The organism is Lichenibacterium ramalinae (assembly GCF_004137085.1).
Taxonomy (GTDB): Bacteria; Pseudomonadota; Alphaproteobacteria; order Rhizobiales; family Beijerinckiaceae; genus Lichenihabitans; species Lichenihabitans ramalinae.
Window position 1 is genome coordinate 66,849 of the sequence record NZ_QYBC01000017.1, and the last position, 24,492, is coordinate 91,340.

Genomic DNA, 24,492 nt, shown 5'->3' on the forward strand with positions numbered 1-24,492 from the left:
GGGGAGGCGCACCATGTCCGTGAACGATCCCCTGGGTGACATGCTCACCCGTATCCGCAATGCCCAGCTTCGCAAGAAGGGCAAGGTGTCGACGCCGGGCTCCCGCCTGCGCGCCAACGTGCTTGACGTGTTGGAGCAGGAAGGCTACATCCGCGGCTATTCGACGACCGACCACGGCAACGGGCGGACGGAGTTCGACATCGAACTCAAATATTTCGACAACGCCCCGGTCATCAAGCTGATCGAGCGCGTGTCGCGCCCCGGCCGCCGCGTCTACGCGGCTGTCGACGCCCTGCCGCGCGTCGCCAACGGCCTCGGCATCACCATCGTGTCGACGCCCAAGGGCGTCATGGCTGACCACGCCGCCCGCGACAACAATGTCGGCGGCGAGGTCCTTTGCAAGGTCTTCTGACCTCAGGCCATGAAGGGTCCACAATATGTCCAGGGTCGGTAAAAAGCCGGTCGCGCTCCCCACGGGCGTGACCGCGACGGTTCAAGGCCAGTCGGTCTCGGTCAAGGGTGCCAAGGGGACTCTGTCCTTCGTGGTCCCCGAGGACTGCGACGTGGCGCTAAACGACAACGAAGTCTCGGTGAAGCCGCGTTCGGAGACGAAGCGCGCTCAGGCGATGTGGGGCATGTCCCGCGCCATGATCAGCAACCTGGTCACGGGCGTGTCGGCGGGCTTCGAGCGCAAGCTCGAGATCACGGGCGTCGGCTACAAGGCCGCCGTCCAGGGAAAGCGGCTCGTCCTGTCGCTGGGCTACAGCCACGACGTCGACTTCCCGATCCCCGAGGGGATCACCATCGTGGCGACGCGCCCGACGGAGCTGATCATCACCGGCATCGACAAGCGCGAAGTCGGTCAGGTCGCCTCCGAGATCCGCGCGTTCCGTCCGCCGGAGCCCTACAAGGGCAAGGGCGTGAAATACGCGGGCGAGTTCATCTTCCGCAAGGAAGGCAAGAAGAAGTAAGGCCATGAGCAAGAGCGATCTTTCCGACCGCCGCAAGGCTCGTGTCCGTCTGGCGTTGCGCAAGAACGCCGGCGGCCGCCCGCGCCTTTCGGTCTTCCGGTCGTCCAAGCAGATCTACGCGCAGATCATCGACGACGCCCGCGGCGTGACCCTGGCCTCCGCCTCGTCCCTGGAAAAGGACAGCCGGGGAACGCTGAAGACCGGGGCCGACAAGGCCGCCGCCAAGCACATCGGCGAACTCATCGCCAAGCGGGCCGTCGAGGCCGGCGTGAGCGAAGTGGTGTTCGACCGCGGCGCCTACATGTACCACGGCCGCGTCAAGGCGCTGGCCGACGGCGCCCGCGAGGGTGGCCTGAAGTTCTGATCCCCTCCCACCCGGAGGGGATCTCGATCCCATCGGTCCGGCTTGCCGTCGACGTCAGCGTCGGCTAGAGGTCGGCCCGTTCCCTTGCAGGTGGCGGTCGGCGCGGGGCGGTTCATCCGCATCCCCGCGCTTTCGCGCATCCTGCAGACCATCCCAGCGAGCGGCGCGCCTCCCGGCCGCCGCGTCAGTGACGGACAGAGACATGGCTCGTGAAAGAGAGCGCGACCGCGAGGATCGCGACAATGAATTCGTGGACAAGCTCGTCCACATCAACCGCGTCGCCAAGGTGGTGAAGGGCGGCCGGCGCTTCGGCTTCGCGGCGCTCGTCGTCGTCGGCGACCAGAAGGGCCGCGTCGGCTACGGTCACGGCAAGGCGCGCGAAGTGCCGGAAGCCATCCGCAAGGCGACGGAAGCCGCCAAGCGCGGCCTCATCCGCGTTCCGCTGCGCGAGGGCCGCACGCTGCACCACGACGTGAACGGCCGCCACGGCGCTGGTCGCGTCATCCTGCGCGCCGCCCCGGCCGGCACCGGCATCATCGCGGGCGGCCCGATGCGCGCCGTCTTCGAGACGCTCGGCGTCCACGACGTCGTCGCCAAGAGCCAGGGCTCGTCGAACCCCTACAACATGGTCCGCGCCACCTTCGACGCGCTGGCCCATGAGGATTCGCCCCGCCAGGTCGCGGCCCGCCGCAACATCAAGGTGTCCACCCTGCAGTCGCGCCGTCAGGGCGTGGATGCCGACGCCGTCGACGCGTGATCGGGAGGACTGACATGATCTCTCAGAGCGAGACCAAGTTCGTCGTCGAGCAGACGAAGAGCCCCATCGGCCGCCCCGCCAGTCAGCGCCAGACGCTGGTTGCGCTCGGCCTCAACAAGATCGGCCGCCGCTCGTCGCTGATCGACAACCCCTCGACGCGTGGCATGGTGGCGAGCGTCGCTCACCTCGTCCGCATCGTCGAAGGCGCGTAGGAGCGATCCGATGAAACTCAACGAGATTCGCGACAACGAAGGCGCCACCAAGGCCCGCATGCGCGTCGGCCGCGGCATCGGCTCGGGCAAGGGCAAGACCGGTGGACGCGGCGTGAAGGGCCAGAAGGCCCGGACCGGCGTGCGCATCAAGGGCTTCGAGGGTGGCCAGATGCCGCTCCATCGTCGCCTCCCGAAGCGCGGCTTCACCAACATCTTCCGCCTCGACTACAACGAGATCAACGTCGGCCGCATCCAGAAGGCGATCGACGAGGGCAAGCTGCAGGCGGGCCCGATCACCATCGAGACGCTGGTCGACGCCGGCCTCTGCACCAAGGCACGCGACGGCGTCAAGATCCTCGGGGCGGGCGAGATCTCGGCGAAGCTCGACTTCGAAGTGGCCCTGGCCTCGAAGTCTGCGATCGCCGCCATCGAGGCCGCGGGCGGCACCGTGAAGGTGTTGCGCGAGCCCAAGGCTGCTCCGGCCAAGGAGACCTGACCCCCGCGCTCCGCCGCGGCGGGGCAGGGCGGTTCTTCCGACGATCTTCGACAGGGCGGCGGCGCGAGCCGGCCGCCCTGTCGTCGTATGGGGGACGCCGTGCGGCTGCCGGCGGGGCGGTCCGGCGACGCCACCGGCGCGCCACGTCTCGGGTCGCGCCGTTCCGGCTTCGCCGCCGTGTCGCCGATCCGCCGCCACGGTGGGCCTCCATCATGGCGCGCGGGCGACATCTCATCACTTCCTGCGCACCGGCCCTTCCGCAGGGCGGCAGAAGCGCGCTAATGATCGGCACGAACGACGTGCCTCGCGGCAGTCCCTTGGAGCAGATGTATGGCGTCGGCAGCGGAACAGCTCGCAGCGAATATCAATTTCGCCTCGATCGGCAAGGCCGAGGAGCTCAAGAAGCGCATCTGGTTCACGCTGGGCGCCCTCATCGTCTACCGGCTCGGGACCTACATCCCGCTCCCCGGCATCGACCCGGGGGCCTTCGAGGCCAATTTCTCGGGCCAGAAGCAGGGCGTGCTCGAGCTGTTCAACATGTTTTCGGGCGGGGCCGTGCAGCGCATGGCTATCTTCGCGCTGAACATCATGCCGTACATCTCGGCCTCCATCATCATCCAGCTCATGACCTCGGTCGTGCCCTCGCTGGAGACGCTGAAGAAGGAGGGTGAGGCCGGCCGCAAGGTCATCAACCAGTACACCCGCTACCTCACCGTCATCCTGGCGGCATTCCAGGCCTACGGCATCTCGGTCGGGCTGGAGGGGCAGGCCGGCGTGGTGACGGACCCGGGCCTGTTCTTCCGCATCTCCTGCGTCATCACGCTGATGGGCGGGACCATGTTCCTGATGTGGCTCGGCGAGCAGATCACGTCGCGCGGCATCGGCAACGGCTCGTCGCTCATCATCTTCGCCGGCATCATCGCGGCCTTCCCGGCCGCCATCGGCCACACGCTGGAACTCGGCCGACAGGGCGCGATCTCGACGGTGTTCATCCTCGCCGTCGTGGTGGTGGCGATCGCCACCATCGCCTTCATCGTCTTCATGGAGCGGGCGCAGCGCCGCGTGCTCATCACCTATCCGAAACGGCAGGTCGGCAACCGCATGTTCGAGGGCCAGACCTCGTTCCTGCCCCTGAAGCTCAACACGGCGGGCGTCATCCCGCCGATCTTCGCCTCCTCGCTGCTGCTGCTCCCCACCACGGTGGCCAACTTCACCCAGATGAACGGCAACGGCGGCGGCTGGCTCGGCACCGTGACGAGCTTCCTGGCGCATGGGCGGCCGGCCTACATCGTCCTCTACCTGTTCCTGATCGTCTTCTTCGCCTTCTTCTACACCGCGGTGGTGTTCAATCCCGTGGAGACGGCCGACAACCTGCGCAAGCACGGCGGCTTCGTGCCGGGCGTGCGGCCGGGCGAGCGCACCGCTCAGTTCATCGACGCCATCCTCACCCGCATCACCGTGCTGGGTGCCGCCTACCTCGCCATCATTTGCCTTCTGCCCGAGCTTCTGATCTCCTACGCGGCGCTGCCCTTCTATTTCGGCGGCACGTCCCTGCTGATCGTCGTGAGCGTGACGATGGACACCGTCGCCCAGGTCCACGGCCATCTGCAGGCCCAACAATATGAGAGCCTGATCAAGAAGTCGCGGCTCAGAGGGAAGAAGCGATGAGGATAGTGTTTCTGGGTCCGCCCGGTGCAGGGAAGGGGACGCAGGCAGCGCGGCTGATGCAGCGCCACGGGATACCGCAGCTCTCGACGGGCGACATGTTGAGGGCGGCCGTGAAGGCCGGCACGCCGGTGGGCCTCAAGGCCAAGGCCGTGATGGAGGCCGGTGGGCTCGTCTCGGACGCCGTCGTGGTCGGGATCGTGGCCGAGCGCATCATGGAGCCGGATGCCGCGCGGGGCTTCATCCTTGACGGCTTCCCCCGCACCGTGGCGCAGGCCGAGGCGCTCGACCTCGCGCTCGAACACCGTGGCCTCAGGCTCGACGCCGTGCTGGAACTCGAGGTCGATCCCACCGCGCTCGTGGCTCGGATCGAGAAGCGCGCCGCCGAGACGGTCGCGGCGGGCGGCACGGTGCGGCCCGACGACAAGCCGGACGTGCTGGCCAAGCGTCTCGAAACCTATCGGGAGCAGACCGCGCCGGTTTCGGCCTATTACGCCGAATCGGGCCGGCTGAAGGCCATCGACGGCATGGTGCCGATCGACGCCGTGTCGCAGGCGATCGACGCCGCCCTGGGCGACCGGGCCGGCCGGGATGCCGCCGTCGCGGCCCAGTAGGGCGCGGAACTCCGGCGCGGTCCGTCGCTGCGGCGCGGATCGTCCCCAGGGGTGGTCGCCGCGGATCCGCGGTGGCGCCACTACCCCGATGTCGTCAACCGATCCTTGACGATCGATCGGGAAGCCGCTATGGCGACCCTTGCGAGCCTACGACATAGCGGCGCCGGGTCGTCCCACGCGGGGACCCGGCCTTTAACCGTTGGCCGCATCCTAGGAACAGCGTCAATCGGCACGGCGGTGCCGGGCGCATGGAGACTACACGTGGCCCGTATCGCTGGCGTCAACATCCCGACCAACAAGCGCGTGGTGATCGCGCTTCAGTACATCCACGGCATCGGTGGGCAGAAGGCCCAGGAGATCTGCGAGAAGGTCAACATCCCGGCCGAGCGTCGCGTCGCTCAGCTGTCGGATGCCGAAGTCCTGCAGATCCGCGAGACGATCGACCGCGACTATCTCGTCGAGGGCGACCTGCGTCGTGAGAACTCGATCAACATCAAGCGCCTGATGGATCTCGGCTGCTACCGCGGCCTGCGCCATCGCCGCCAGCTGCCCGTCCGCGGCCAGCGCACCCACACCAACGCCCGCACCCGCAAGGGCAAGGCCAAGCCGATCGCCGGCAAGAAGAAGTAAGGCGCCCCTCGGGGCACCCGTCTCCGGACATGATCCGGGGATCGTCGAGATTTTTCCCGAGCGCCTGGCATCACGGGCGCGCTTGAAGGACCAGGACTGGATATTATGGCTAAAGAGGCAAACCGCGTCCGCCGTCGTGAACGCAAGAACATCGCGTCGGGCATCGCCCACGTGAATTCGACGTTCAACAACACGATGATCACCATCACGGACGCGCAGGGCAACACCATCTCGTGGTCGTCCGCCGGCACCATGGGATTCAAGGGCTCGCGCAAGTCGACCCCCTACGCCGCCCAGATGGCGGCCGAAGACGCGGCCCGCAAGGCCGCCGAGCACGGCATGCGCCTGCTCGAAGTCGAAGTGTCGGGCCCCGGTTCGGGGCGTGAATCGGCGCTCCGCGCCATCCAGGCCTCGGGCTTCACCGTGACGTCCATCCGCGACGTCACTCCGATCCCGCACAACGGCTGCCGCCCGCGCAAGCGCCGCCGCGTCTGATCGCCTGAACCCTTCGGGGCGGGGCGGCATCGTTTCGATGCTGCCCCGTCTCGCGTTCCGCCGCTCCCCGCCGCCACACTCCGGGGGCGGCCCCGTCGACACCTCGGGCGCCTTCGCCGAGCGGAAGCTCCGTCGCTTCCCGCTCCGCCAAGGTGCCCATCATCAGCCCGAAGCCGGCCGCCCGCCGCGGCCCGCCTGAGGCTCGGAAAGTTCGCCATGACCACCGTGATCTCGAAGAACTGGCAGGACCTCATCAAGCCCAACAAGCTCGAGGTGCAAGTGGGCGACGACGCCAAGCGCGTCGCCACCGTCGTGGCGGAGCCGCTGGAGCGCGGCTTCGGCCTCACCATGGGCAATGCGCTCCGCCGCATCCTCCTGTCGTCGCTGCAGGGCGCGGCCGTCACGGCCGTGCAGATCGACGGCGTGCTGCACGAGTTCTCCTCCATCCCCGGCGTCCGCGAGGACGTGACCGACATCGTCCTCAACATCAAGGACATCTCGATCAAGATGGTGGGCGAGGGCCCGAAGCGCATGGTCCTCAAGAAGTCCGGCCCCGGCGCCGTCAAGGCCGGCGACATCCAGGTCGTCAACGACGTGTCGGTGCTGAACCCGGAACTCGTGATCTGCACGCTCGACGAGGGCGCCGAGATCCGCATGGAATTCACCGTCAACACCGGCAAGGGCTATGTCCCGGCCGACCGCAACCGCAACGAGGACGCGCCGATCGGCCTCATCCCGGTCGACAGCCTGTATTCGCCGGTCAAGAAGGTGTCGTACCGGGTCGAGAACACCCGCGCCGGCCAGATCCTCGACTACGACAAGCTGACCATGACGGTGGAAACCAACGGCGGCATCTCCCCCGAGGATGCGATCGCCTATTCGGCCCGCATCCTGCAGGACCAGCTCAACGTCTTCGTCAACTTCGAGGAGCCGCGCCGCGAGGAGGTTTCGGCCTCGATCCCGGAACTCGCCTTCAACCCGGCGCTGCTGAAGAAGGTGGACGAGCTCGAGCTGTCAGTCCGCTCGGCCAACTGCCTGAAGAACGACAACATCGTCTACATCGGCGACCTCATTCAGAAGTCCGAGGCCGAAATGCTGCGGACCCCGAACTTCGGCCGCAAGTCGCTGAACGAAATCAAGGAAGTGCTGGCCCAGATGGGACTGCACCTCGGCATGGAGATTTCCGGCTGGCCGCCGGAGAACATCGACGAACTCGCCAAGCGGTTCGAAGAGCATTACTGAGCTTTGACGAGGCGGGCCGGGACCGGCCCGCCGCAAAGAGAGCGGCCGTTCCTTGGCACGGCGGCCGCATAACAACCCAAGGAGCCACCCATGTATCACGGTCACAAGAAGCGCCGGTTCGGCCGCACCGCCGAGCACCGCAAGGCGATGTTCGCCAACATGTGCGCGAACCTCATCCACCACGAGCAGATCGTCACGACCCTGCCCAAGGCCAAGGACCTGCGTCCGGTGGTCGAGAAGCTCGTGACGCTCGGCAAGCGCGGCGACCTGCATGCCCGCCGCATGGCCATGGCCGAGGTGCGCCAGGCCGCCATCGTCAAGAAGCTCTTCGACGTCATCGGCCCGCGCTACAAGGAGCGCCAGGGCGGCTACACCCGCGTGTTGAAGGCCGGCTTCCGCTTCGGCGACAACGCCCCGCTCGCCGTCATCGAATTCGTCGACCGCGACGTGGATGCCAAGGGCTCGTCGCTCGGCAAGTACACGGCCTCGCCCGAGGTCGACGCGGCCTGAACGACGCCATCGGGATGACGCCATTCCGATCATAGGCATGGCGTGACACGCCGAAGAGGGCCGGGGCTCACGCCGCCGGCCCTTTTTCTCGCCGTCCCCCGCCGTCCCTCGCGGGGCTGTCGGGACGGTTTCCCCGCCGCCGGGGCCGCGGGGGCTTTCGCAACGGCCCGCGACGCCATAACTGGTCGTTGGACCCCGCCCGAGCCCCGACGAGGAAGCCCGCCTCCATGCCGACCCGCCTCCGAGCCGCCGCCCTGTCCGCCGCCGTGTCCGCCGCCTTGGCGCTGCCCCTTCTCCTGGCCGGCCCGTCGTCCCGGGCCGAGGAGCGCCAGGTGCCGATGGCGAAGAGCGACGTCGTCCTGTCCTTCGCGCCGGTGGTGAAGCGGGTCGCCCCCGCCGTCGTCAACGTCTACGCGTCGCGGGTCGAGAAGCGGCCGCGCAACAGCCTGCTCGACGACCCGATCTTTCGCCAGTTCTTCGGCGGCCACGACAGGCCCGGCAACCCCACCGCGCAGTCGCTCGGTTCGGGCGTCATCGTGGACGACGCCGGTCTCGTCGTCACCAACTACCACGTGATCGAGGGCATGACGGACGTGCGCGTCGCCATGGCGGACAAGCACGAATATCCCGCCGACATCGTGCTGCGCGACGAGCGCACCGACCTCGCGGTGCTTCGCCTCAAGGGGGCCCGGAACCTCCCCGTGATGGACCTCGGCGATTCCGACGCCCTGGAGGTCGGCGACATCGTCCTCGCGGTCGGCGACCCCTTCGGCGTCGGCCAGACCGTGACGCAGGGCATCGTGTCGGGCCTCGCCCGCAGCCAGATCGGCAAGAGCGCCTATCAGTATTTCGTCCAGACCGATGCCGCCATCAACCCGGGCAACTCCGGCGGCGCCCTCGTCGACATGAAGGGCCGCCTCGTCGGCATCAACTCGGCGATCTATTCCCAGTCGGGCGGCAGCGTCGGCATCGGCTTCGCCATCCCGGTCAACATGGTCAAGAGCGTGATCGTGGCGGCGAAGGCCGGGGCGGATCGCGTGCGGCGGCCGTGGCTCGGCGCCAGCCTGCAGGGCATCACGCGCGACATGGGCGAGGCGCTGGGTCTCGACAGGCCGGCGGGCGTGCTGGTGTCGGACTTCGTCGACGGCAGCCCCGCCGAGGCCGGCGGCCTCAAGCGGGGAGACGTCATCACGGCCGTCGATGGCGCACCCGTGGACGACCCCGATGCCTTCGGCTACCGCATCGCCACCAAGCCGCTCGGCGGCAGCGTCGACCTCACGCTGCGCCGCGGCACGCAGACGGAGCACGCCGTGCTGAAGCTGGTGGCGGCGCCCGAGACGCCGGCCCGCGACCCCGTCACGCTCAACAACGACTCGCCCTTCTCGGGCGCCACGGTGGTGAACTACTCGCCGGCGGTCGCCGACGACCTGCAGCTCAACGGCGTGCGCCAGGGCGTCGTGGTGACGGCGGTCGGCGACAATTCCAATGCCGCCATGACGGGCATCCAGAAGGGCGACGTCATCCTGGGCCTCGGCCGCGCCAAGGTCACCACCACGCGCCAGTTCGAGAAGGCGACGGGGACGCACCAGGACTTCTGGCACGTCACCATCGACCGGGGCGGCCAGGTCATCGATTCCGAACTCGGCGGCTGACGGCTCCGGGTCCGGCGAGCGGGAAGGCGGCGGGGCGATGAGCGACCTGTTTTCCCGGGCCGGGCTGGAGGCCGGGGCCCCGGCAGGGACCTCGGCCGGAACCGACGCGGCACCCGGTGGCCCCGGCCCGGCGCGGCCCCTCGCCGACCGGCTGCGGCCGCGCACGCTCGACGAGGTGGCGGGGCAGGAGCACCTCGTAGGGCCCGACGGAGCCCTGACCCGGCTCCTGTCGGGCGGGGCGCCGGGATCCCTGGTCTTCTGGGGACCGCCTGGCACCGGCAAGACCACGGTGGCGCGCCTGCTCGCCGGTGCCACGAGCCTCGACTTCGTCGCCGCCTCGGCCATCTTCACCGGCGTCGCCGACCTCAAGAAGCTCTTCGACGAGGCCCGCGTCCGCCGCCGCGCCGGTCGCGGCACGCTGCTCTTCGTCGACGAGATCCACCGCTTCAACCGCGCCCAGCAGGACGGATTCCTGCCCGTGATGGAGGACGGCACCGTGACGCTGGTCGGCGCCACGACCGAGAACCCCTCCTTCGAGCTCAACGGCGCCCTGCTGTCGCGGTCCCGCGTGCTCGTGTTCCGCGCCCTCGATGCGACGGCCCTCGGCGACCTCCTGGCCCGGGCCGAGGCGACGGAGGGGCGGGTGCTGCCGCTCACGCCCGAGGCGCGCGAGGCCCTGGCCGGCATGGCGGACGGCGACGGGCGCGCGCTGCTCAACCTCGCCGAGGACGTGTGGCGGGCGGCCCGGCCCGGCGAGGTGCTGGACGCGGCGCGCCTCGTCGCCGTGGTGCAGCGCCGCGCGCCGCTCTACGACAAGGGCCAGGACGGCCACTACAACCTGGTCTCGGCGCTGCACAAGGCGGTGCGGGGCTCCGACCCTGACGCTGCCCTCTACTACCTCGCCCGCATGCTCGACGCCGGCGAGGACCGGCTGTTCCTGGCGCGGCGCATCGTCCGCATGGCCTCGGAGGACATCGGCATGGCGGATCCCCAGGCGCTGGTGGTGGCCAATGCCGCCAAGGACACGTTCGACTTCCTCGGCAGCCCCGAGGGCGAACTCGCCATCGCGCAGGCGGTCGTCTATCTGGCGACCGCGCCCAAGAGCAACGCCGTCTACACGGCCTTCAAGGCCGCCATGGCGCTGGCCCGCCACCACGGCTCCGTCCTGCCGCCCAAGGCCATCCTCAACGCCCCCACCAAGGTGATGAAGCGCGAAGGCTACGGGGAGGGCTATCGCTACGACCACGACGAGCCCGACGCCTTCTCGGGCCAGAACTATTGGCCCGACGCCATCGGTCGCCAGAGCCTGTACCGACCCACCGAGCGCGGCTTCGAGCGCGATGTGGCCCGGCGCATGGCCTGGTGGGACGCGCGCCGCAAGGACCGCGACGCGCCCTGACGCCGCGAACCCGGAGCGCCGGGGACCGCCCCGGGGTGGCGGGCCACGGGGCGCTTCGCGGCGCGGGGCCGCTGGGGTGGTCAGGATGCGGGGTCGAGCTTCACCACGACGGCCTTGGGCACGTGGGTGTAGAAGGCGCCGTCCTGGACGTCGATGACGCGGCCGAGCGCGTCGGAGGTGGCGGCGAGGCGGGACGCCTTGGCGATGGCGTCCGCGTTCGGCTGGGCCTCGCTGGTCAGCGTCTGGGTGGCGTAGCCGGGCTTGCTGATCGTGATGCCGAAGTTGTCGCGCCGCGGCCCCGCAACCGTGCAGGGCGACGTGCAGGTCGTGCCCGTGGTCGCCACCACGTTGGCGCCGGGCGGGTCAGTGACCACGGGCACGTCGTCGAGCGTGCCGTGGTCCAGCGTGGCGCAGCCGGCGAGCGACAGCGCCGCGACGAGCATCAGCGCGCGAGGGGAGGTCATGGCGGGCACCTCAGCCGGTGCGGCGGCGCGTGCGCCGAGGCGCCCCCGGCGCGACCGGAGCCAGGCTCACCAGGGTGACGCTGACGGGGTTCGGCACATGCTCCAGCGCGGCGCCGGTGGCGGCATCCACGACGATGCCGAGACCCGCCGTCGCGATGTTCTCGCTCGCCATGGCGGCGCCCTCGCCCGCGATGCGGGTCGCCACCGGCACGGTCTGGCTGGCGAAGCCGGGCTTCGCCACCGTCACGGTGAAGGTCGCGTCCCGGGCGACGACGAGGGAGCAGGGCGTCGCCGCGCAACTGGCGCCGACGCTCGACGTCACGCTGGCGCCGGCCGGCTCGGACAGGATCGCGATCTCGTCGCGCGTGCCCCGCGTCAGCGTCGCGCAGCCGCCGAGCCCCACCGCCACCATCAGTCCCGTTGCCGCTAGGCGACGCATCCCACGATCTCCCGAGCCTATGGCTTAGGACAGCATAACTCAGTCAAGCCTTAGTCAAAAGGGCCCGGCTCGGCCGATGCCGCGGTTTTCCCCGGTCCTCCGGCGGGTTGGGCGGCGATGCGGGCCGTGGTACAGCTGCGGCAGCGCGGGAGGACGGCGGCGAGCCTCGAAACGGGTGGGACCATGCAGGCGGGCGGCACGACGGTGGAAGGCTATGGGCGCGGCATCACGGGGGCGGCCCGCTATTCCGTCGCGCCCATGATGGACTGGACGGACACGCATTGCCGGGTCTTCCACCGCATCCTGACGCGCCGGGCGCTGCTCTACACCGAGATGGTCACCACCGGCGCCGTCATCCACGGGCCGCGGGCGCGGCTGCTCGCCCATCACGCGTCGGAGCACCCCGTCGCCCTGCAGCTCGGCGGCAGCGATCCCGCCGACCTCGCCGAGGCGGCGCGGATCGCCGAGGGGTTCGGCTACGACGAGGTCAACCTCAACTGTGGTTGCCCGTCCGACCGCGTGCAGAACGGCCGCTTCGGCGCCTGCCTGATGCGCGAGCCCGAGCTCGTCGGCCGCTGCGTGGCGGCGCTGAAGGCCGCGACGCGCCTGCCCGTGACGGTGAAGTGCCGCATCGGCGTCGACGACCAGGACCCGCGGCTCGCCCTCGAGGCGCTCGTCGCCGCCGTGGTGGCGGCCGGGGTCGACGGCGTGATCGTGCACGCCCGAAAGGCCTGGCTGCAGGGGCTGTCGCCCAAGGAGAACCGCGACGTGCCGCCGCTCGACTACGGGCTGGTCCACGCGCTGAAGCGTGGGCACCCCGAACTCTTCGTCGCCATCAACGGCGGCATCGCCGACAACGCGGCCGCGGCCAGCCAGCTCGCGGCGGTCGACGGCGTCATGGTGGGCCGCGCCGCCTATCACACGCCCGAGATGCTGCTCGACGTCGACGCCCGGTTCTTCGGCGGCCAGCGCCCCGTGCCGGATGCCGCCGCGGCCGTCGCGCTCTACATGCCCTACATGGCGGGGCGGCTCGAGACCGGCGTTCGCCTGCACGACATGACGCGCCACCTGCTCGGCCTCTTCACGGGCCTGCCGGGGGCCCGGGCCTGGCGCCGGCACCTCGCCACCGAGGCCGTCAAGCCCGGCGCCGGGCTCGACGTGGTGCGCGACGCCCTGGCCAAGGTCGACCTGCGGGCGGAGCCCGTGGAACGCGCCGCCTGAGCCCTCCCGGCACCGTGATGTTTTGGGCAGGATGCCGGCGATCTGCCCACGACATGCCGTTTATGCTTCTCGATTGTGTCGCGATGCCGGCTTAAATTCTGTTTTACATACGGGTTACAGTCGCAGGGCGACGCGACATCTCGCCCGCTCCAGCAACGCTTACGGCCTGTCGGGCGTTGGAGGGCCGGGAGTACATCCATGGGCCTCGTCCTCTACGCATTGAAGAACCGCATCACCTTCTACGTGATGGGGCTTCTGATCCTGCTCGCCGGCATCGGCACATCGGCCATCGCGCCGAAGGACGTGCTGCCCGCGGTCGACATCCCCGTGGTCGTCATCGTGTGGACCTACACGGGCCTCGACACGACCGACATGGCCCAGCGCATCACCACCTACAGCGAGTTTTCGCTGTCCAACAACGTCAACGACATCAAGCAGATGGAAAGCCAGACGCTGCCCGGCGTCGCCGTCGAGCGCATCTTCTTCCAGCCGAACGTGTCGATCGACCTCGCCATCGCCCAGGTGGTGTCGGCGATGAACTCCATCCGTGCCGTCATGCCCACGGGGGTGCAGCCCCCCGTGGTGATGCGCTTCTCGGCCTCCTCGGTGCCGGTGATCCAGCTGGCCCTGTCATCCGAGACCGAGAGCGGCGCCAAGCTCTACGACTACGGCCAGTACCGCATCCGCCAGACGCTGACGCAGGTGCCGGGCTCGACCCTGCCGGCCCCCTACGGCGGCGCCCCCCGGCAGATCATGGTGGACCTCGACCTCCACGCGCTCCAGGCGCATGGCCTGACGCCGACGGACGTCACCAGCGCCATCACGGCCCAGAACATCGTCGTGCCGTCGGGGCTGTCGAAGATCGGCGAGCAGCAATATCCCATCCGGCTCAACATGAGCCCGGAGGTGGTCGACGACCTCAACCGCGTCCCCGTCAAGGTCGTGAACGGCTCGCCGATCCTCATCCGCGACGTGGCGCACGTGCGCGACGGCGCCCCGCCCCAGCTCAACATCGTGCGGTCGGACGGCCGCCACTCGGTGCTGGTGACGATCCTCAAGAACGGCAACGCCTCGACGCTCTCCGTCGTCGACGCCGTGAAGAGCTTCCTGCCGACGATCCGGGCGGCCGCCCCGAAGGACATGAAGATCACGCCGCTGTTCGACCAGTCGGTCTTCGTGTCGGGCGCCATCTCGGACGTGGTCCGGGAAGGCGTCATCGCGGCCGGGCTCACCGGCGCCATGATCCTGCTCTTCCTCGGCTCCTGGCGCTCGACCCTCATCGTGCTGGTGTCGATCCCGCTCGCCATCCTGACGTCGCTGACGGTGCTGTATTTCCTCGGCGAGACCATCAACATCATGACGTTGGGCGGGCTGGCGCTCGCGGTCGGCATCCTGGTCGACGACGCCACCGTGGCGATCGAGAACACCTATCGGCTGATGGAGGAGGGGCGCAGCTTCAAGGATTCGGTGGTGGAGGGCGGCGCCGGAATCGCCAAGCCGGCCCTGATCTCGACGCTGTCGATCTGCTCGGCCTTCGTGTCGGTGTTCTTCCTCACCGACACGCCCCGCTACCTCTTCGTGCCCCAGGCGATGGCGGTGGTCTTCGCCATGCTGGCCTCCTACCTGCTGTCGCGCACGCTGGTGCCGATCCTCATCGACGTGCTGGTGCGGCGCGAATACGACCAGCGCCGCGAGCACGAGGGCGGCGGTGGTGCTGCGCCGAAGGGTTTCTTCGCCCGGTTCCATGCCGGGTTCGAAGCGCGCTTCGCCCGCTTCCACCGCGGCTACATCGGCCTGCTGCGCGGTGCCATCGACCACAAGCTGGCGACCTTCGCGGTGGTGGGCTGCGTGCTGCTGATGGGCGGCACGCTGCTGGAGTTCGTCGGGCGGGACTATTTCCCCCAGATCGACGCCGGCGCCATGACGCTGCACATCCGCACCCGCCCCGGCCAGCGTATCGAGACGGCCGAGCAGCGCTTCGCCGAGGTCGAGGCAGTGGTCAAGCAGGTGGTGCCGCCGAAAGACCTCGAGCTCATCCTCGACAACATCGGCCTACCCTCCATCAACTACAACTTCGCCTTCGGCGACGGCTCCTTCGTCGCCTACAACGACGGCCAGATGCTGGTGTCGCTGAAGCAGGGGCATGCGCCCACCGCCGGCTACATGAAGACGCTGCGTGAAGTGCTGCCCGAGCGCTTCCCCGACACGATCTTCTACTTCCAGCCGAGCGACATCATCACCCAGACGTTGGACTTCGGGACCATCACGGCCGTCGACGTGCAGGTGAACGGCCGCAACCAGCCGAAGGACCTCGCCGCCGCGCGGGCCATCGAGGCCAAGCTGCGGCTCGTCAAGGGCGCCGTCGATGTCCACATCCAGCAGGTGCTCGACACGCCGGAATTCATGGCCGACGTCGACCGCCGCATGGCGTCCGAGATGGGGCTCACCGAGCAGCAGATCGCCAATGCGATGAACATCTCGCTGTCGGGCTCCTACCAGGTGACGCCGAACTTCTGGGCCGACCCGAAATCCGGCATCCCCTACCAGCTCTGGGTGCAGACGCCGGAGTACCGCAACGACAGCCTGACGGCGCTGAAGAACACGCCGCTGTTCGTCCCGGCCGCCGCCAGCCAGTCCGCCGCCAACCCGGCCGGGAGCACGACCGGCGATGCCCTCGACATGCTGACCAGCGTCGCCACGCTGCGGCGCACCTCCGAGCAGACCGTCGTCAACCACGTCAACACCCAGCCGACCTACGACGTCTTCGCCTCCGTGCAGGACCGGGACCTCGGCTCCGTGCAGTCGGACATCGCCCGCATCGTCGCCGAGGAGCAGCAGACGCTGCCGGCGCCCGACAAGATCACGGTCCGCGGGCAGATCGAGAGCATGGATTCGGCGTTTCAGCACATCGAGATCGGCCTCGCCATCGCCGTCGTCGCCGTCTACCTGCTGATGGCGGTGAACTTCCAAAGCTGGGGCGACCCCTTCGTGGTGATCTGCGCGCTGCCGATCGCCTTCTGCGGCATCATGTTCAGCCTGTTCGTCACCGGCACGACGCTGTCGATCCCCTCGCTCTTCGGTGCCATCATGGCGGTGGGGGTGGCGAGCGCCAATTCCATCCTGCTCGTCACCTTTGCGCGCGAGCACCGCGAGGAGACCGGATGCTCGGCTGCCGAGGCGGCCATCGCGGCGGGCGAGACGCGGCTGCGCCCCGTGCTGATGACGGCCGGCGCCATGTTCGTGGGCCTGATCCCCATGGCGATCGGCATCGGCGAGGGATCGGAGCAGAATGCCGCGCTGGCCCGCGCCGTGCTGGGCGGCGTCGCCTTCGGCACCTGCGCGACGCTGGTCCTCGTACCCTTCCTCTATGCCCTGCTGCGCCGCGGCAGGTTCCAGCCCGTCGAGGACTACCGCTGATGGACCAGATGACGCCCCGGCGGCCCGACGACGGCGAGGACGCCCCCGACCACGACATCCTGACCCTGACGCCGGAGGCCGGAACCGCGTCCGAGGGGGCGCCGGGCGAGGCTGGCGAGGGCGCGGGCGCCCCGTCCGGCATGCCGTCCCGCTGGATCTTCGTCGGCGTCGCGGTAGTGCTGGCGCTGGCGCTCGCCTGGGGCGCCTATGGACACTGGCAGAAGGACGCCGCCGCCACCGCCACGCAGGACCGGCAGGCCAATGCGCTGCCGAAGGTCCGCACCGTCGCCGCCAAGGCCGAGGACGGCCCGATCGACCTGACGCTGCCGGGCGAGACCCAGCCCTTCGCCACCGCCGCCATCTTCGCCCGGGCCACCGGCTACATCACCGAGCGCCGCGTCGACATCGGGTCGCGGGTGAAGAAGGGCGACCTCCTCGTCCACATCTCGGCGCCGGACCTCGACCAGCAGCTCGCCCAGGCCGTCGCCACGCTCGGTCAGGTCGATGCGGCGCTGCTGCAGGCCCAGGCCAACGTCAGCCAGTCGGAAGCCAACCTCAACCTCGCCAAGGTGAACCTGCAGCGCGCCCAGGCGCTGGTGGGGCAGGGGTTCGAGACGCTGCAGAACCGCGACCAGCTGCAGGCCAACCAGGTCGCCCAGGGCGCCAACCTCGACGCCTCGCGGGCGGGCGTGAAGGTGGCGCAGGCCAACGTGAAGGCCCAGCAGGCCACCATCGATCGGCTGAAGGCGCTGACCGGCTTCGAGGACGTGCGGGCGCCCTTCGACGGCGTCGTCACGGTGCGCAACGTCGATCTCGGCACCCTCGTCAACGCCGACACCGCCACCGGCACGCCGATGTTCACGGTGGACGAGGACGACGTGCTGCGCGTCCTCGTGCAGGTGCCGCAGAATGCCGCTCTCGGCGTGCGCGACGGGCTGCAGGCGAAGATCACGGTGCCGCAGATGCCGGGCCGGACCTTCGTCGGCACGGTGTCGCGCTCCTCCTCGGCGCTGCAGTCCTCGGCCCGCACCCTGACGGTGGAGGTCGACGTGCCCAACGAGGCCGGCGTGCTGCGCTCGGGCCTGTTCACCTACGTGACGCTCGACATCCCCCGCACCCACCCCGACGTGGTGCTGCCGTCCGAGACGCTGATCTTCGACCAGGCGGGCACGCATGTGGCCGTGGTGGGCGATGACGATAAGGTCCGGATGGTGCCGGTCACGATCAAGCGCGACTTCGGCACCGCGTTCGAGATCGACCAAGGCCCCAAGGGCGGCGACACCGTCGTGCTGAGCCCGCCGGCCTCGCTGCGCGACGGTGCCAAGGTGGCGGTGCAGCGCGACGATGCCGGCGGCGGGGCGCCGGGGCCTGAAAAGGTGTCGGAGAAGTGACGCGGGACGGCTGCCCGACGGGTCGCACCGGGATCAGGCCGGCGGGCCCGGTGAGGGATCGGGCTCGCCCGAGCGTCGCCGGTCAAGCTGCGCCGCGCTGCGGATGCTGGCGGGCGTAGGTCGTCGGCGGGGCGCCGACATGGCGGGTGAACGCGACACTGAACGCGCTCGCTGAACCGTAGCCGACGCGGCGAGAGACCTCCCCGACGGTGAGGTCGGTGCCGCGCAACAGATCCCTGGCGATCGCCATGCGCCAGCCGAGCAGATAGGCCATGGGAGCGACGCCCACCTCGCGGCGGAACCGGTCGCAGAAGGTGGAGCGCGATAGGCCACAGTCTCTCGCCAGGTCGCCGATGGCCCATGGGCGGGTCGTCTCGCCATGAATCAGGCGCAGCGCCACCGCGAGCCTTTTGTCGGCAAGCCCACGCAGCAGCCCGGGTGCGGCGGTCGGCTCCGCCGTGGCGCGGAACGCCTCGATCAGCAGCACTTCCAGGAGGCGAGACAGCACGGCATCGCGGCCAGGGCGGTCCGCGCCAGCCTCCTCGCTCAACAGCTCCACCAACGTCGTCAGCCGCCTCGCACCGCGCACCACCACGATGTTGGGCAGCAGCGAAACCAGCAGTCCGGCGTCGGGTGACCCGAAGGCGCAATGGCCCACCAACATGCGGACATCGGGTGTGTCCGACGCCCCGAGGTGGAACAGGCCCGGGCTCACCTCCGATGGTTCGGTCACGACCTCTTCGGGCGGCCGTCCCAGGCTCGTCACCGTGAAATCGCTGGCGGCCGGGACCAGCATGAAATCACCCTCGCCCAACCTCAAGGGTTCACGCCCGGCGATCGACAACTCACAGCCGCCGTCGAGCATCGCCCCATAGAACGGGTCCGTGGCGGGCGGGCGCACGGCCCAGCAACCGGAGCCGGTGACCAGTTTGGAGAAGGACGCGCTGGGCCGGAGCAGGCTGATCACCTGAGCGAGTGGGTCAGGCAAAACCGGACGATCTCGAATGGGATACGGACGCCCGATGATAGCCCGTCCTCCGGCCGCGGGCTATCGCTCGTCGATCGTCGCGAGGAGCCTTCCATGAACACCGTCCTGATCACCGGCTGCTCGACCGGCTTCGGCCGCGAGACCGCCATCCATTTCCTCGAACGAGGGTGGAACGTCGTCGCCACGATGCGCGACCTTTCGACGAATACCCTGCCGGAGTCCGACCGGCTGCGCTCGCTTCGCCTCGACGTCACCGATGCCGACAGCATCGCGGCGGCGGTCGCCACGGCGGGCACGATCGACGTGCTGGTCAAGAACGCAGGCGTCGGTTGGCTCAATGCCGTGGAAGGCACCTCGATGGCCACGGTACGCCGGATCTTCGAGACCAACACCTTCTCGACGGTGGCGATGATGCAGGCGGTAATCCCCGGCATGCGCGAACGGCGGACTGGCGCGATCGTCAATGTCGGCTCCAGCACCACCATCAGGTCGCTGCCGCTCCTCTCGATCTATCGCGCCAGCAAAGCGGCCGTGAATGCGCTGACCGAATCCGCCGCGCTGGAACTGGCGGAATTCGGCATTCGCGCTCGGGTGGTGATGCCGGGCGCGGCGCCCACGACCAGCTTCGGCGGCTCGGCGCGGACGCAGATCATGGCGCAGGGCGGCTTCCCGGACCCCTACGCCGATTTCGTCCAACAGACCGTGGCCGCCATGCAGCGTCACACCGCCGGCGGTGACGTGACGACGCCGCAGGACGTCGCGGAAGCGATCTACCGCGCGGCGACCGATCAAGACTGCCCGATGATCCTGCCGGCCGGTGCCGACGCGATCGCCTGGTCGGAGGGTCGCTGATCGACCTCGTGGAGCGCTTCCGCTCGGCGCGGGTCCGGGACGTGCCCCGATGCGGCAGGGACGCCGTCGCCGCGACCCATGGTCCGCCGGAACGGACCCGGCCGTCGACGCGGCAAGCCCGAGCTTCGCAAACCGAGGCCGCCGAACGAGCGCCCCGTCCGGACCGGTCCCCCGTCGCCGTCGAAAGCCTCGTCGGCGCCGCCGCGACGTCCCGCTCCGGCCCTATCGCCCCCGCATCACCAGCTTGTCGTTCGACACCGTGAAGCTTTCGAGCTTGTTGAGGTAGCTCATGCCGAGCAGGTTCTCGTGCAGGGCACCCGCCTTCTCCACCAACGCCCTCACGTTGGTCTGGGTCAGCGGCCCGATGGTGAGCGAGGGCAGCAGGACCTCGGCGGCGAGCCCGCGGCCGTTGGCCGTCATCACCTCGACGTCGTAGGCGAGCTGGCGCACCGGGATCTTGAGCCGCAGCGCGTCCTCCCAGCGCAGGACCACCGAGGAGGCGCCGGTGTCCAGCGTGAAGGGGACGCGGACCTTGCCGACGCTGCCGTCGATCGTGAAGCCGCCGTCCGGCCGGCGGAACACCGTCACCTCGCGGGGGCCGGTCTCCACGACGGTGCCGGGCATCAGCACCGCCAGGACGCGTTCCGCCACCGTGCCGAGCTCGAACCGGTAGGCATAGCCGGCCAGCACCGCGGCCAGCAGCACCACCCACAGCCCGAGGCTGGCGAGGCCGGCGAGGATGCGGCCGCGAAACAGGCCCGGGATGACGACGGCCAGCGAGGTCGCGAAGGCCCCGTAGACGGCGAGCCTCGTCCAGTCGTCCGCCGTCAGTTCGCTCCAGTCCACGGGCACCCGGTCCATCTGCCGCCCGAGAACCGGGACGGCTGACCCCAGAGCTATGGGCCCGCGGCGCCGGCGTCCAGAGGCGCGGCACCGCGCGCCGCCACTCCCGGCTCGCCCGCGCCGCCGCGGCGGCGGAAAGCCGCGAGGCGCCCCGGCAGCAGCGCCATGGTGCGGAGCCGCTCCGCCTCGGTCAGGCCGCTCCAGGCCGCGATCTCGACGAGGCTGCGTCCGCAGCCGCGGCACAGGCCGCCCGGATCGTCGATGGCGCAGAGGCCCCTGCAGGGCGAGGATGGTTTGAGCATGGGCCCTGGTTAGCCGGGCCGGCCCCCGACGAGAAGCCCGATCAGCATCGCGGCCTCGCAGAGCTGTTGACAGGCGCCCGCGACGTCGCCGGTGAAGCCCCCGACCTGGCGGGCGGCGAGCCGCGTCGTGCCGGCCGCCGCCAGGCCCGCCAGGCCGAGGGCCAGGGCCGCGCGGGCCGCGCCGGCGCCGGCGAGGATCGGCAGCGCGAGGCCGATGGCGCCGCCGAGCCATGCGGCGGTGCGGAACACCGCGCCCGGCATGGCGCCGGCCCCATGGCCGAGGCCGTCGGCGCGGGCCGGCGGCAGCCGCGCCAGGGGCAGGAGGCCGAAGCCGCGCGAGGCCGCGCCGGCCGCCACCAGTGCGGCTCCCGCCAGCCCGGCGCCGCCGCGCTCGCCGAGCGCCGCCAGGCAGGCCGCCCGCAGCAGGAGCGACAGGCCGAGCGCCAGGGCCCCGTAGGTGCCGATGCGGCTGTCGCGCATGATGGCGAGCTTGCGCTCGCGCGTGCGCCCGCCGCCGAAACCGTCGGCCATGTCGGCGAGCCCGTCCTCATGCAGCGCGCCGCCGACCAGAAGGGTGGCGCCGAGGGCCAGGAGCGCGCCGACGGACGGCGGCAGGCCGAGCGCCGCCGCGCCCGCCAACACCGCGGCCCCGCAGGCCCCGACGACGGCGCCCGCCAGCGGTGCCCAGGCGAGGCAGCGCGCGAAGGGTTCGGGCGGATGCGCGGCCTCGACGGTCAGCGGCGGCACGGGCAGGCGCGTGTAGAAGCGCAGCGCCGTGAGGAGTTCGGCGGCGAAGGCCGCGGCAGGGCCGGGGATGGGGAGCGCTGGCATGGTGCGGGGCTTGTGCCATAGAAGGGACCGACCCGCGACGGCCGAGCCGTCCTCCGCCCGCCCACGAGCCCCTCATGTCCAACAGCGGCCTGCCCTTCGACGACATCCGCGCGCTCCTGGCGCATCTTCCGCCGCTCGACGAGGAGGCCGCGGCGGCGATCCGCGCCCGCGACGCCGAACTCACCAAGCCGCCGGGCTCCCTGGGGCGGCTCGAAGCCCTGACGGTCTGGCTCGGGTCCGTGCAGGCCAAGGCGCTCCCCACCGCGTCGCGTCCGCTCGTGGCGGTCTTCGCCGGCAACCATGGCGTGACGGCGCAGGGCGTGTCGCCCTATCCGGCCTCGGTGACGGCCGCCATGGTGGCCAATTTCGCCGCCAACGGCGCCGCCATCAACCAGATCTGCGCGCAGCTCGGGCTCGGCCTCAAGGTCTTCGAGCTGGCCCTCGAGATCCCCACCGCCGACATCACCGCCGAGCCCGCCATGGACGAGGCGGGCTGCGCCGCCACCATCGCGTTCGGCATGGAGGCCATCCACGGCACCGACCTGCTGGCGCTCGGCGAGATGGGCATCGGCAACACCACGGTGGCGGCCGCCGTCTACGCGGCGCTCTATGGCGGCGAGGTCGCCCAATGGGTCGGGCGCGGCACGGGGGTCGACGAGGCCGGCTATGCCCGCAAGGTCGCGGCCGTCGGGGCGGCGCTGGCGCTCCACCGCGACCACCTCGGCGACCCGCTCGAAGTGCTGCGCCGCCTCGGGGGCCGCGAGGTGGCCGCCATGGTGGGCGCCATCCTGGCGGCGCGCATCGAGCGCATCCCCGTGATCCTCGACGGCTACGTGGTCTGCGCGGCCGCCGCGGTGCTGCACGCGCTCGATCCCGCGGCACTCGACCATTGCGTGGCGGGGCACCGCTCGGCGGAAGGCGCCCACGGCGAGGTGCTGCGGCGGCTCGGCAAGGAACCCCTGCTCGACCTCGGCCTGCGGCTCGGGGAGGGGACCGGGGCCGCGCTGGCGGCCGGGATCGTCCGCACGGCCCTCGCCTGCCACACCGGCATGGCCACCTTCGCCGAGGCGGGCGTCGCCGACAAGGCGTGAGCCGGATCGGCCCGCTCAGGCCGCCGGGCGATGGCTGCGGCGGCCGGTGCGGGCGGGCCGCTCGACCGGCGCTTCGGGGTCGAGCGCGGGCAGGGCGTCGATGACGCGCTCCGGTGGCAGGATCACGATCACCTCGGTGCCTTCGCGCACCTTGGAGCGGATCGTGAAGGAGCCGCCGTGCAGTTCCACCAGGCCCTTGACGATCGGCAGCCCCAGCCCCGACCCTTCCTCGGCGTTCTTCTGTGCCAGCGTGCCCCGCCCGAAGGACGACATCACGATGGGGATCTCGGCCTCGGGGATGCCGGGGCCGGTGTCGCGGATGGCGAGATACTGGCCGCCCTGACCGGTCCAGCCGACCTTCACCGTCACGGTGCCGCCCTGGGGCGTGAACTTGATGGCGTTGGAGAGCAGGTTCAGCACGACCTGGCGGATGGCGCGCTCGTCGGCCCAGATGGGCGGCAGGCGCGGCTCGATCAGCTCCGTCACGGTGATCTCGCGCTTGGAGGCGCGCAGGGCGAGCAGGTGCTGGCAGTCCTCGGCGATCAGCGCCAGCGACGTCGGCTCCTCCTTCAGCTCGTAGCGCCCCGCCTCGACGCGCGACAGGTCGAGGATCTCGTTGATCAGCATGAGCAGGTGCTGGCCGCTGGAATGGATGTCGGCGGAATAGTCCCGGTAGACGGCGACGCTGTGCTGCCCGAACAATTCCCCCTTCATCACCTCGGAGAAACCCAGGATGGCGTTGAGCGGCGTGCGCAATTCGTGGCTCATCGTGGCGAGGAAGCGGCTCTTGGCGAGGCTCGCCTCCTCGGCGCGGCGCCGGGCCTCGTCGGAGTTCAGCTTCGACTGTTCGAGCTCGACGATCAGCGCGTCCTTCTCGGCCTGAAACGAGAGCGTCGCCAGCGTCGTGGCGTAGAGCCGGCGCGCCAGCACGACGAAGTACAGTTGGGCCCCGCCCGCCACCGCCAGCACGGGCAGGAACTGGTAGCCGACGGCGGGCCGGGCGAAGGCCGCGATGGCCAGCGTCATGGGCGCCAGCCCGGCATAGACGGCGTTGGGCAGGGTGGCGGAGATCATGGCCGTCATGGCGCCGACGAGCAGCAGCACGAAGAGCACGAAGGTTTGGGCGGCGGCATCGTGAGCGCCGATGACCAGCAGCACGCTCGACGCCCAGACGGCACCCTGCAGGGCTTCGGCCAGCACGAAGGCGCGCGTCCAGGCGGCCAGCCTGGCGGTGACGGCCGACTGCTTCAGGAACACCCGGGCCAGGATCGCCACGCCCAGCATCGCCGACAGCGTCAGGCCCAGCCAGGCCCCGGTCTCCACCTGCGACACCCACAGCCGCAGCACGCCGGCCGTGACGGTGGCCAGGACGGCCTGCGCCGCCGTGGCGCCGCGCCGCCCGCTGGCGAAGAGCCGCAGGAGTTCGAGATCGAACGTGTGGCTTCCCGTGCCGGTCGACGTCAGCTTCTCGCGCGCTTCCTTCAGCTGGGAAGCGGTGCGCCGGCGCTGCGAGGACCTGTCGCTGTCCGAACCGCGCCCGCGCTCGATCATCTCCGCGGTCACGTCGTCCATCGGTCGCCACACTCACAGACGCTTGTCGCCACGTCGACAACATGGATCGGAAACCTTAATGGAGGGCTCACGGG

26 protein-coding genes are annotated in these 24,492 nt (G+C 70.2%); 19 read left to right on the plus strand and 7 right to left on the minus strand.

What is annotated here, in order from left to right; translation table 11 throughout:
* Positions 1-13 precede the first annotated feature (13 nt).
* The 14 genes from rpsH (at position 14) to D3272_RS19330 (ending at position 11,007) form a co-directional block, all read left to right on the plus strand.
* On the plus strand, positions 14-412 hold the full coding sequence (gene rpsH / locus D3272_RS19265; RefSeq protein WP_129220840.1) for a 30S ribosomal protein S8: 399 nt from the start codon (positions 14-16) through the stop codon (positions 410-412).
* Positions 413-437: 25 nt separating this feature from the next.
* Positions 438-971: a 50S ribosomal protein L6 gene (gene rplF / locus D3272_RS19270; protein WP_129220841.1), complete on the plus strand. Its 534-nt coding sequence runs from the start codon at positions 438-440 to the stop codon at positions 969-971.
* Positions 972-975: 4 nt separating this feature from the next.
* On the plus strand, positions 976-1,335 hold the full coding sequence (gene rplR / locus D3272_RS19275; protein WP_129220842.1) for a 50S ribosomal protein L18: 360 nt from the start codon (positions 976-978) through the stop codon (positions 1,333-1,335).
* Positions 1,336-1,537: 202 nt separating this feature from the next.
* Positions 1,538-2,092, plus strand: coding sequence for a 30S ribosomal protein S5 (gene rpsE / locus D3272_RS19280; protein ID WP_129220843.1), 555 nt, complete (start codon positions 1,538-1,540; stop codon positions 2,090-2,092).
* 14 nt (positions 2,093-2,106) lie between these two features.
* Positions 2,107-2,304, plus strand: a complete 198-nt coding sequence (gene rpmD, locus D3272_RS19285) for a 50S ribosomal protein L30 (protein WP_129220844.1) — start codon at positions 2,107-2,109, stop codon at positions 2,302-2,304.
* A 10-nt stretch (positions 2,305-2,314) separates the two neighbouring features.
* On the plus strand, positions 2,315-2,800 hold the full coding sequence (rplO, locus tag D3272_RS19290; RefSeq protein ID WP_129220845.1) for a 50S ribosomal protein L15: 486 nt from the start codon (positions 2,315-2,317) through the stop codon (positions 2,798-2,800).
* Positions 2,801-3,130: 330 nt separating this feature from the next.
* On the plus strand, positions 3,131-4,468 hold the full coding sequence (secY, locus tag D3272_RS19295) for a preprotein translocase subunit SecY (protein WP_129220846.1): 1,338 nt from the start codon (positions 3,131-3,133) through the stop codon (positions 4,466-4,468).
* Complete coding sequence (locus D3272_RS19300) at positions 4,465-5,079, plus strand: adenylate kinase (protein WP_129220847.1); 615 nt, start codon at positions 4,465-4,467, stop codon at positions 5,077-5,079. Before secY ends, D3272_RS19300 begins: the two co-directional genes overlap by 4 nt.
* 261 nt (positions 5,080-5,340) lie before the next feature.
* A complete protein-coding gene (gene rpsM, locus D3272_RS19305) occupies positions 5,341-5,709 on the plus strand; it encodes a 30S ribosomal protein S13 (protein WP_129220848.1) in 369 nt (122 codons plus the stop codon).
* Between the two features lie 105 nt (positions 5,710-5,814).
* Positions 5,815-6,204, plus strand: coding sequence for a 30S ribosomal protein S11 (rpsK, locus tag D3272_RS19310; RefSeq protein WP_129220849.1), 390 nt, complete (start codon positions 5,815-5,817; stop codon positions 6,202-6,204).
* Positions 6,205-6,420: 216 nt separating this feature from the next.
* Positions 6,421-7,446, plus strand: coding sequence for a DNA-directed RNA polymerase subunit alpha (locus tag D3272_RS19315; RefSeq protein ID WP_129220850.1), 1,026 nt, complete (start codon positions 6,421-6,423; stop codon positions 7,444-7,446).
* Positions 7,447-7,536: 90 nt separating this feature from the next.
* Positions 7,537-7,956, plus strand: coding sequence for a 50S ribosomal protein L17 (rplQ, locus tag D3272_RS19320; RefSeq protein ID WP_129220851.1), 420 nt, complete (start codon positions 7,537-7,539; stop codon positions 7,954-7,956).
* A gap of 227 nt (positions 7,957-8,183) precedes the next feature.
* Positions 8,184-9,608 carry a Do family serine endopeptidase gene (locus tag D3272_RS19325; protein ID WP_129220852.1) on the plus strand — a complete coding sequence of 475 codons (1,425 nt, stop codon included), beginning with the start codon at positions 8,184-8,186 and terminating at the stop codon, positions 9,606-9,608.
* A gap of 37 nt (positions 9,609-9,645) precedes the next feature.
* Entirely contained in the window at positions 9,646-11,007 is a 1,362-nt protein-coding gene (locus D3272_RS19330) for a replication-associated recombination protein A (protein WP_129220853.1), read from the plus strand.
* 80 nt (positions 11,008-11,087) lie between these two features.
* Here D3272_RS19330 and D3272_RS19335 read toward each other — a convergent pair whose 3' ends face one another.
* Positions 11,088-11,471, minus strand: coding sequence for a PEGA domain-containing protein (locus tag D3272_RS19335; protein WP_129220854.1), 384 nt, complete (start codon positions 11,469-11,471; stop codon positions 11,088-11,090).
* A 10-nt stretch (positions 11,472-11,481) separates the two neighbouring features.
* Positions 11,482-11,910 carry a PEGA domain-containing protein gene (locus D3272_RS19340; protein WP_129220855.1) on the minus strand — a complete coding sequence of 143 codons (429 nt, stop codon included), beginning with the start codon at positions 11,908-11,910 and terminating at the stop codon, positions 11,482-11,484.
* 183 nt (positions 11,911-12,093) lie between these two features.
* Here D3272_RS19340 and dusA point away from each other — a divergent pair, with 183 nt between their 5' ends.
* From dusA to D3272_RS19355, 3 genes are all read left to right on the plus strand, one after another.
* On the plus strand, positions 12,094-13,131 hold the full coding sequence (gene dusA / locus D3272_RS19345) for a tRNA dihydrouridine(20/20a) synthase DusA (RefSeq protein WP_129220911.1): 1,038 nt from the start codon (positions 12,094-12,096) through the stop codon (positions 13,129-13,131).
* Between the two features lie 198 nt (positions 13,132-13,329).
* Complete coding sequence (locus D3272_RS19350) at positions 13,330-16,548, plus strand: efflux RND transporter permease subunit (protein WP_129220856.1); 3,219 nt, start codon at positions 13,330-13,332, stop codon at positions 16,546-16,548.
* Positions 16,548-17,939 (plus strand): efflux RND transporter periplasmic adaptor subunit, encoded by a 1,392-nt coding sequence (locus D3272_RS19355; protein WP_245496677.1) that lies wholly within the window; start codon positions 16,548-16,550, stop codon positions 17,937-17,939. Before D3272_RS19350 ends, D3272_RS19355 begins: the two co-directional genes overlap by 1 nt.
* 82 nt (positions 17,940-18,021) lie before the next feature.
* On the opposite strand, the gene D3272_RS19360 is transcribed toward D3272_RS19355, so the two are convergent.
* Positions 18,022-18,927 carry an AraC family transcriptional regulator gene (locus tag D3272_RS19360; RefSeq protein WP_129220857.1) on the minus strand — a complete coding sequence of 302 codons (906 nt, stop codon included), beginning with the start codon at positions 18,925-18,927 and terminating at the stop codon, positions 18,022-18,024.
* Between the two features lie 93 nt (positions 18,928-19,020).
* On the opposite strand from D3272_RS19360, the gene D3272_RS19365 reads away from it, so the two are divergent.
* Positions 19,021-19,779, plus strand: coding sequence for an SDR family oxidoreductase (locus D3272_RS19365; RefSeq protein WP_129220858.1), 759 nt, complete (start codon positions 19,021-19,023; stop codon positions 19,777-19,779).
* Between the two features lie 222 nt (positions 19,780-20,001).
* On the opposite strand, the gene D3272_RS19370 is transcribed toward D3272_RS19365, so the two are convergent.
* The 3 genes from D3272_RS19370 to cobS are packed head-to-tail and all read right to left on the minus strand — an operon-like array spanning position 20,002 to position 21,755.
* Positions 20,002-20,640, minus strand: a complete 639-nt coding sequence (locus D3272_RS19370; protein WP_129220859.1) for a TIGR02281 family clan AA aspartic protease — start codon at positions 20,638-20,640, stop codon at positions 20,002-20,004.
* Between the two features lie 35 nt (positions 20,641-20,675).
* Positions 20,676-20,924: a DUF1289 domain-containing protein gene (locus D3272_RS19375; protein WP_129220860.1), complete on the minus strand. Its 249-nt coding sequence runs from the start codon at positions 20,922-20,924 to the stop codon at positions 20,676-20,678.
* Positions 20,925-20,933: 9 nt separating this feature from the next.
* Positions 20,934-21,755, minus strand: a complete 822-nt coding sequence (gene cobS, locus D3272_RS19380; protein WP_129220861.1) for an adenosylcobinamide-GDP ribazoletransferase — start codon at positions 21,753-21,755, stop codon at positions 20,934-20,936.
* 74 nt (positions 21,756-21,829) lie between these two features.
* On the opposite strand from cobS, the gene cobT reads away from it, so the two are divergent.
* Positions 21,830-22,846: a nicotinate-nucleotide--dimethylbenzimidazole phosphoribosyltransferase gene (gene cobT, locus D3272_RS19385; RefSeq protein WP_129220862.1), complete on the plus strand. Its 1,017-nt coding sequence runs from the start codon at positions 21,830-21,832 to the stop codon at positions 22,844-22,846.
* 15 nt (positions 22,847-22,861) lie between these two features.
* Here cobT and D3272_RS19390 read toward each other — a convergent pair whose 3' ends face one another.
* On the minus strand, positions 22,862-24,418 hold the full coding sequence (locus D3272_RS19390) for a sensor histidine kinase (protein ID WP_129220863.1): 1,557 nt from the start codon (positions 24,416-24,418) through the stop codon (positions 22,862-22,864).
* Positions 24,419-24,492 lie beyond the last annotated feature (74 nt).

Excerpts from the sequence above, each read along its gene's own strand:
- rpsH (WP_129220840.1), top strand. The coding sequence starts at position 14 with ATGTCCGTGAACGATCCCCTGGGTGACATGCTCACCCGTATCCGCAAT.
- rplF (WP_129220841.1), top strand. The coding sequence starts at position 438 with ATGTCCAGGGTCGGTAAAAAGCCGGTCGCGCTCCCCACGGGCGTGACC.
- rplR (WP_129220842.1), top strand. The coding sequence starts at position 976 with ATGAGCAAGAGCGATCTTTCCGACCGCCGCAAGGCTCGTGTCCGTCTG.
- rpsE (WP_129220843.1), top strand. The coding sequence starts at position 1,538 with ATGGCTCGTGAAAGAGAGCGCGACCGCGAGGATCGCGACAATGAATTC.
- rpmD (WP_129220844.1), top strand. The coding sequence starts at position 2,107 with ATGATCTCTCAGAGCGAGACCAAGTTCGTCGTCGAGCAGACGAAGAGC.
- rplO (WP_129220845.1), top strand. The coding sequence starts at position 2,315 with ATGAAACTCAACGAGATTCGCGACAACGAAGGCGCCACCAAGGCCCGC.
- secY (WP_129220846.1), top strand. The coding sequence starts at position 3,131 with ATGGCGTCGGCAGCGGAACAGCTCGCAGCGAATATCAATTTCGCCTCG.
- D3272_RS19300 (WP_129220847.1), top strand. The coding sequence starts at position 4,465 with ATGAGGATAGTGTTTCTGGGTCCGCCCGGTGCAGGGAAGGGGACGCAG.
- rpsK (WP_129220849.1), top strand. The coding sequence starts at position 5,815 with ATGGCTAAAGAGGCAAACCGCGTCCGCCGTCGTGAACGCAAGAACATC.
- D3272_RS19315 (WP_129220850.1), top strand. The coding sequence starts at position 6,421 with ATGACCACCGTGATCTCGAAGAACTGGCAGGACCTCATCAAGCCCAAC.
- rplQ (WP_129220851.1), top strand. The coding sequence starts at position 7,537 with ATGTATCACGGTCACAAGAAGCGCCGGTTCGGCCGCACCGCCGAGCAC.
- D3272_RS19325 (WP_129220852.1), top strand. The coding sequence starts at position 8,184 with ATGCCGACCCGCCTCCGAGCCGCCGCCCTGTCCGCCGCCGTGTCCGCC.
- D3272_RS19330 (WP_129220853.1), top strand. The coding sequence starts at position 9,646 with ATGAGCGACCTGTTTTCCCGGGCCGGGCTGGAGGCCGGGGCCCCGGCA.
- D3272_RS19335 (WP_129220854.1), bottom strand. The coding sequence starts at position 11,471 with ATGACCTCCCCTCGCGCGCTGATGCTCGTCGCGGCGCTGTCGCTCGCC.
- D3272_RS19340 (WP_129220855.1), bottom strand. The coding sequence starts at position 11,910 with ATGCGTCGCCTAGCGGCAACGGGACTGATGGTGGCGGTGGGGCTCGGC.
- dusA (WP_129220911.1), top strand. The coding sequence starts at position 12,094 with ATGCAGGCGGGCGGCACGACGGTGGAAGGCTATGGGCGCGGCATCACG.
- D3272_RS19350 (WP_129220856.1), top strand. The coding sequence starts at position 13,330 with ATGGGCCTCGTCCTCTACGCATTGAAGAACCGCATCACCTTCTACGTG.
- D3272_RS19355 (WP_245496677.1), top strand. The coding sequence starts at position 16,548 with ATGGACCAGATGACGCCCCGGCGGCCCGACGACGGCGAGGACGCCCCC.
- D3272_RS19365 (WP_129220858.1), top strand. The coding sequence starts at position 19,021 with ATGAACACCGTCCTGATCACCGGCTGCTCGACCGGCTTCGGCCGCGAG.
- D3272_RS19370 (WP_129220859.1), bottom strand. The coding sequence starts at position 20,640 with ATGGACCGGGTGCCCGTGGACTGGAGCGAACTGACGGCGGACGACTGG.
- D3272_RS19375 (WP_129220860.1), bottom strand. The coding sequence starts at position 20,924 with ATGCTCAAACCATCCTCGCCCTGCAGGGGCCTCTGCGCCATCGACGAT.
- cobS (WP_129220861.1), bottom strand. The coding sequence starts at position 21,755 with ATGCCAGCGCTCCCCATCCCCGGCCCTGCCGCGGCCTTCGCCGCCGAA.
- cobT (WP_129220862.1), top strand. The coding sequence starts at position 21,830 with ATGTCCAACAGCGGCCTGCCCTTCGACGACATCCGCGCGCTCCTGGCG.
- D3272_RS19390 (WP_129220863.1), bottom strand. The coding sequence starts at position 24,418 with ATGGACGACGTGACCGCGGAGATGATCGAGCGCGGGCGCGGTTCGGAC.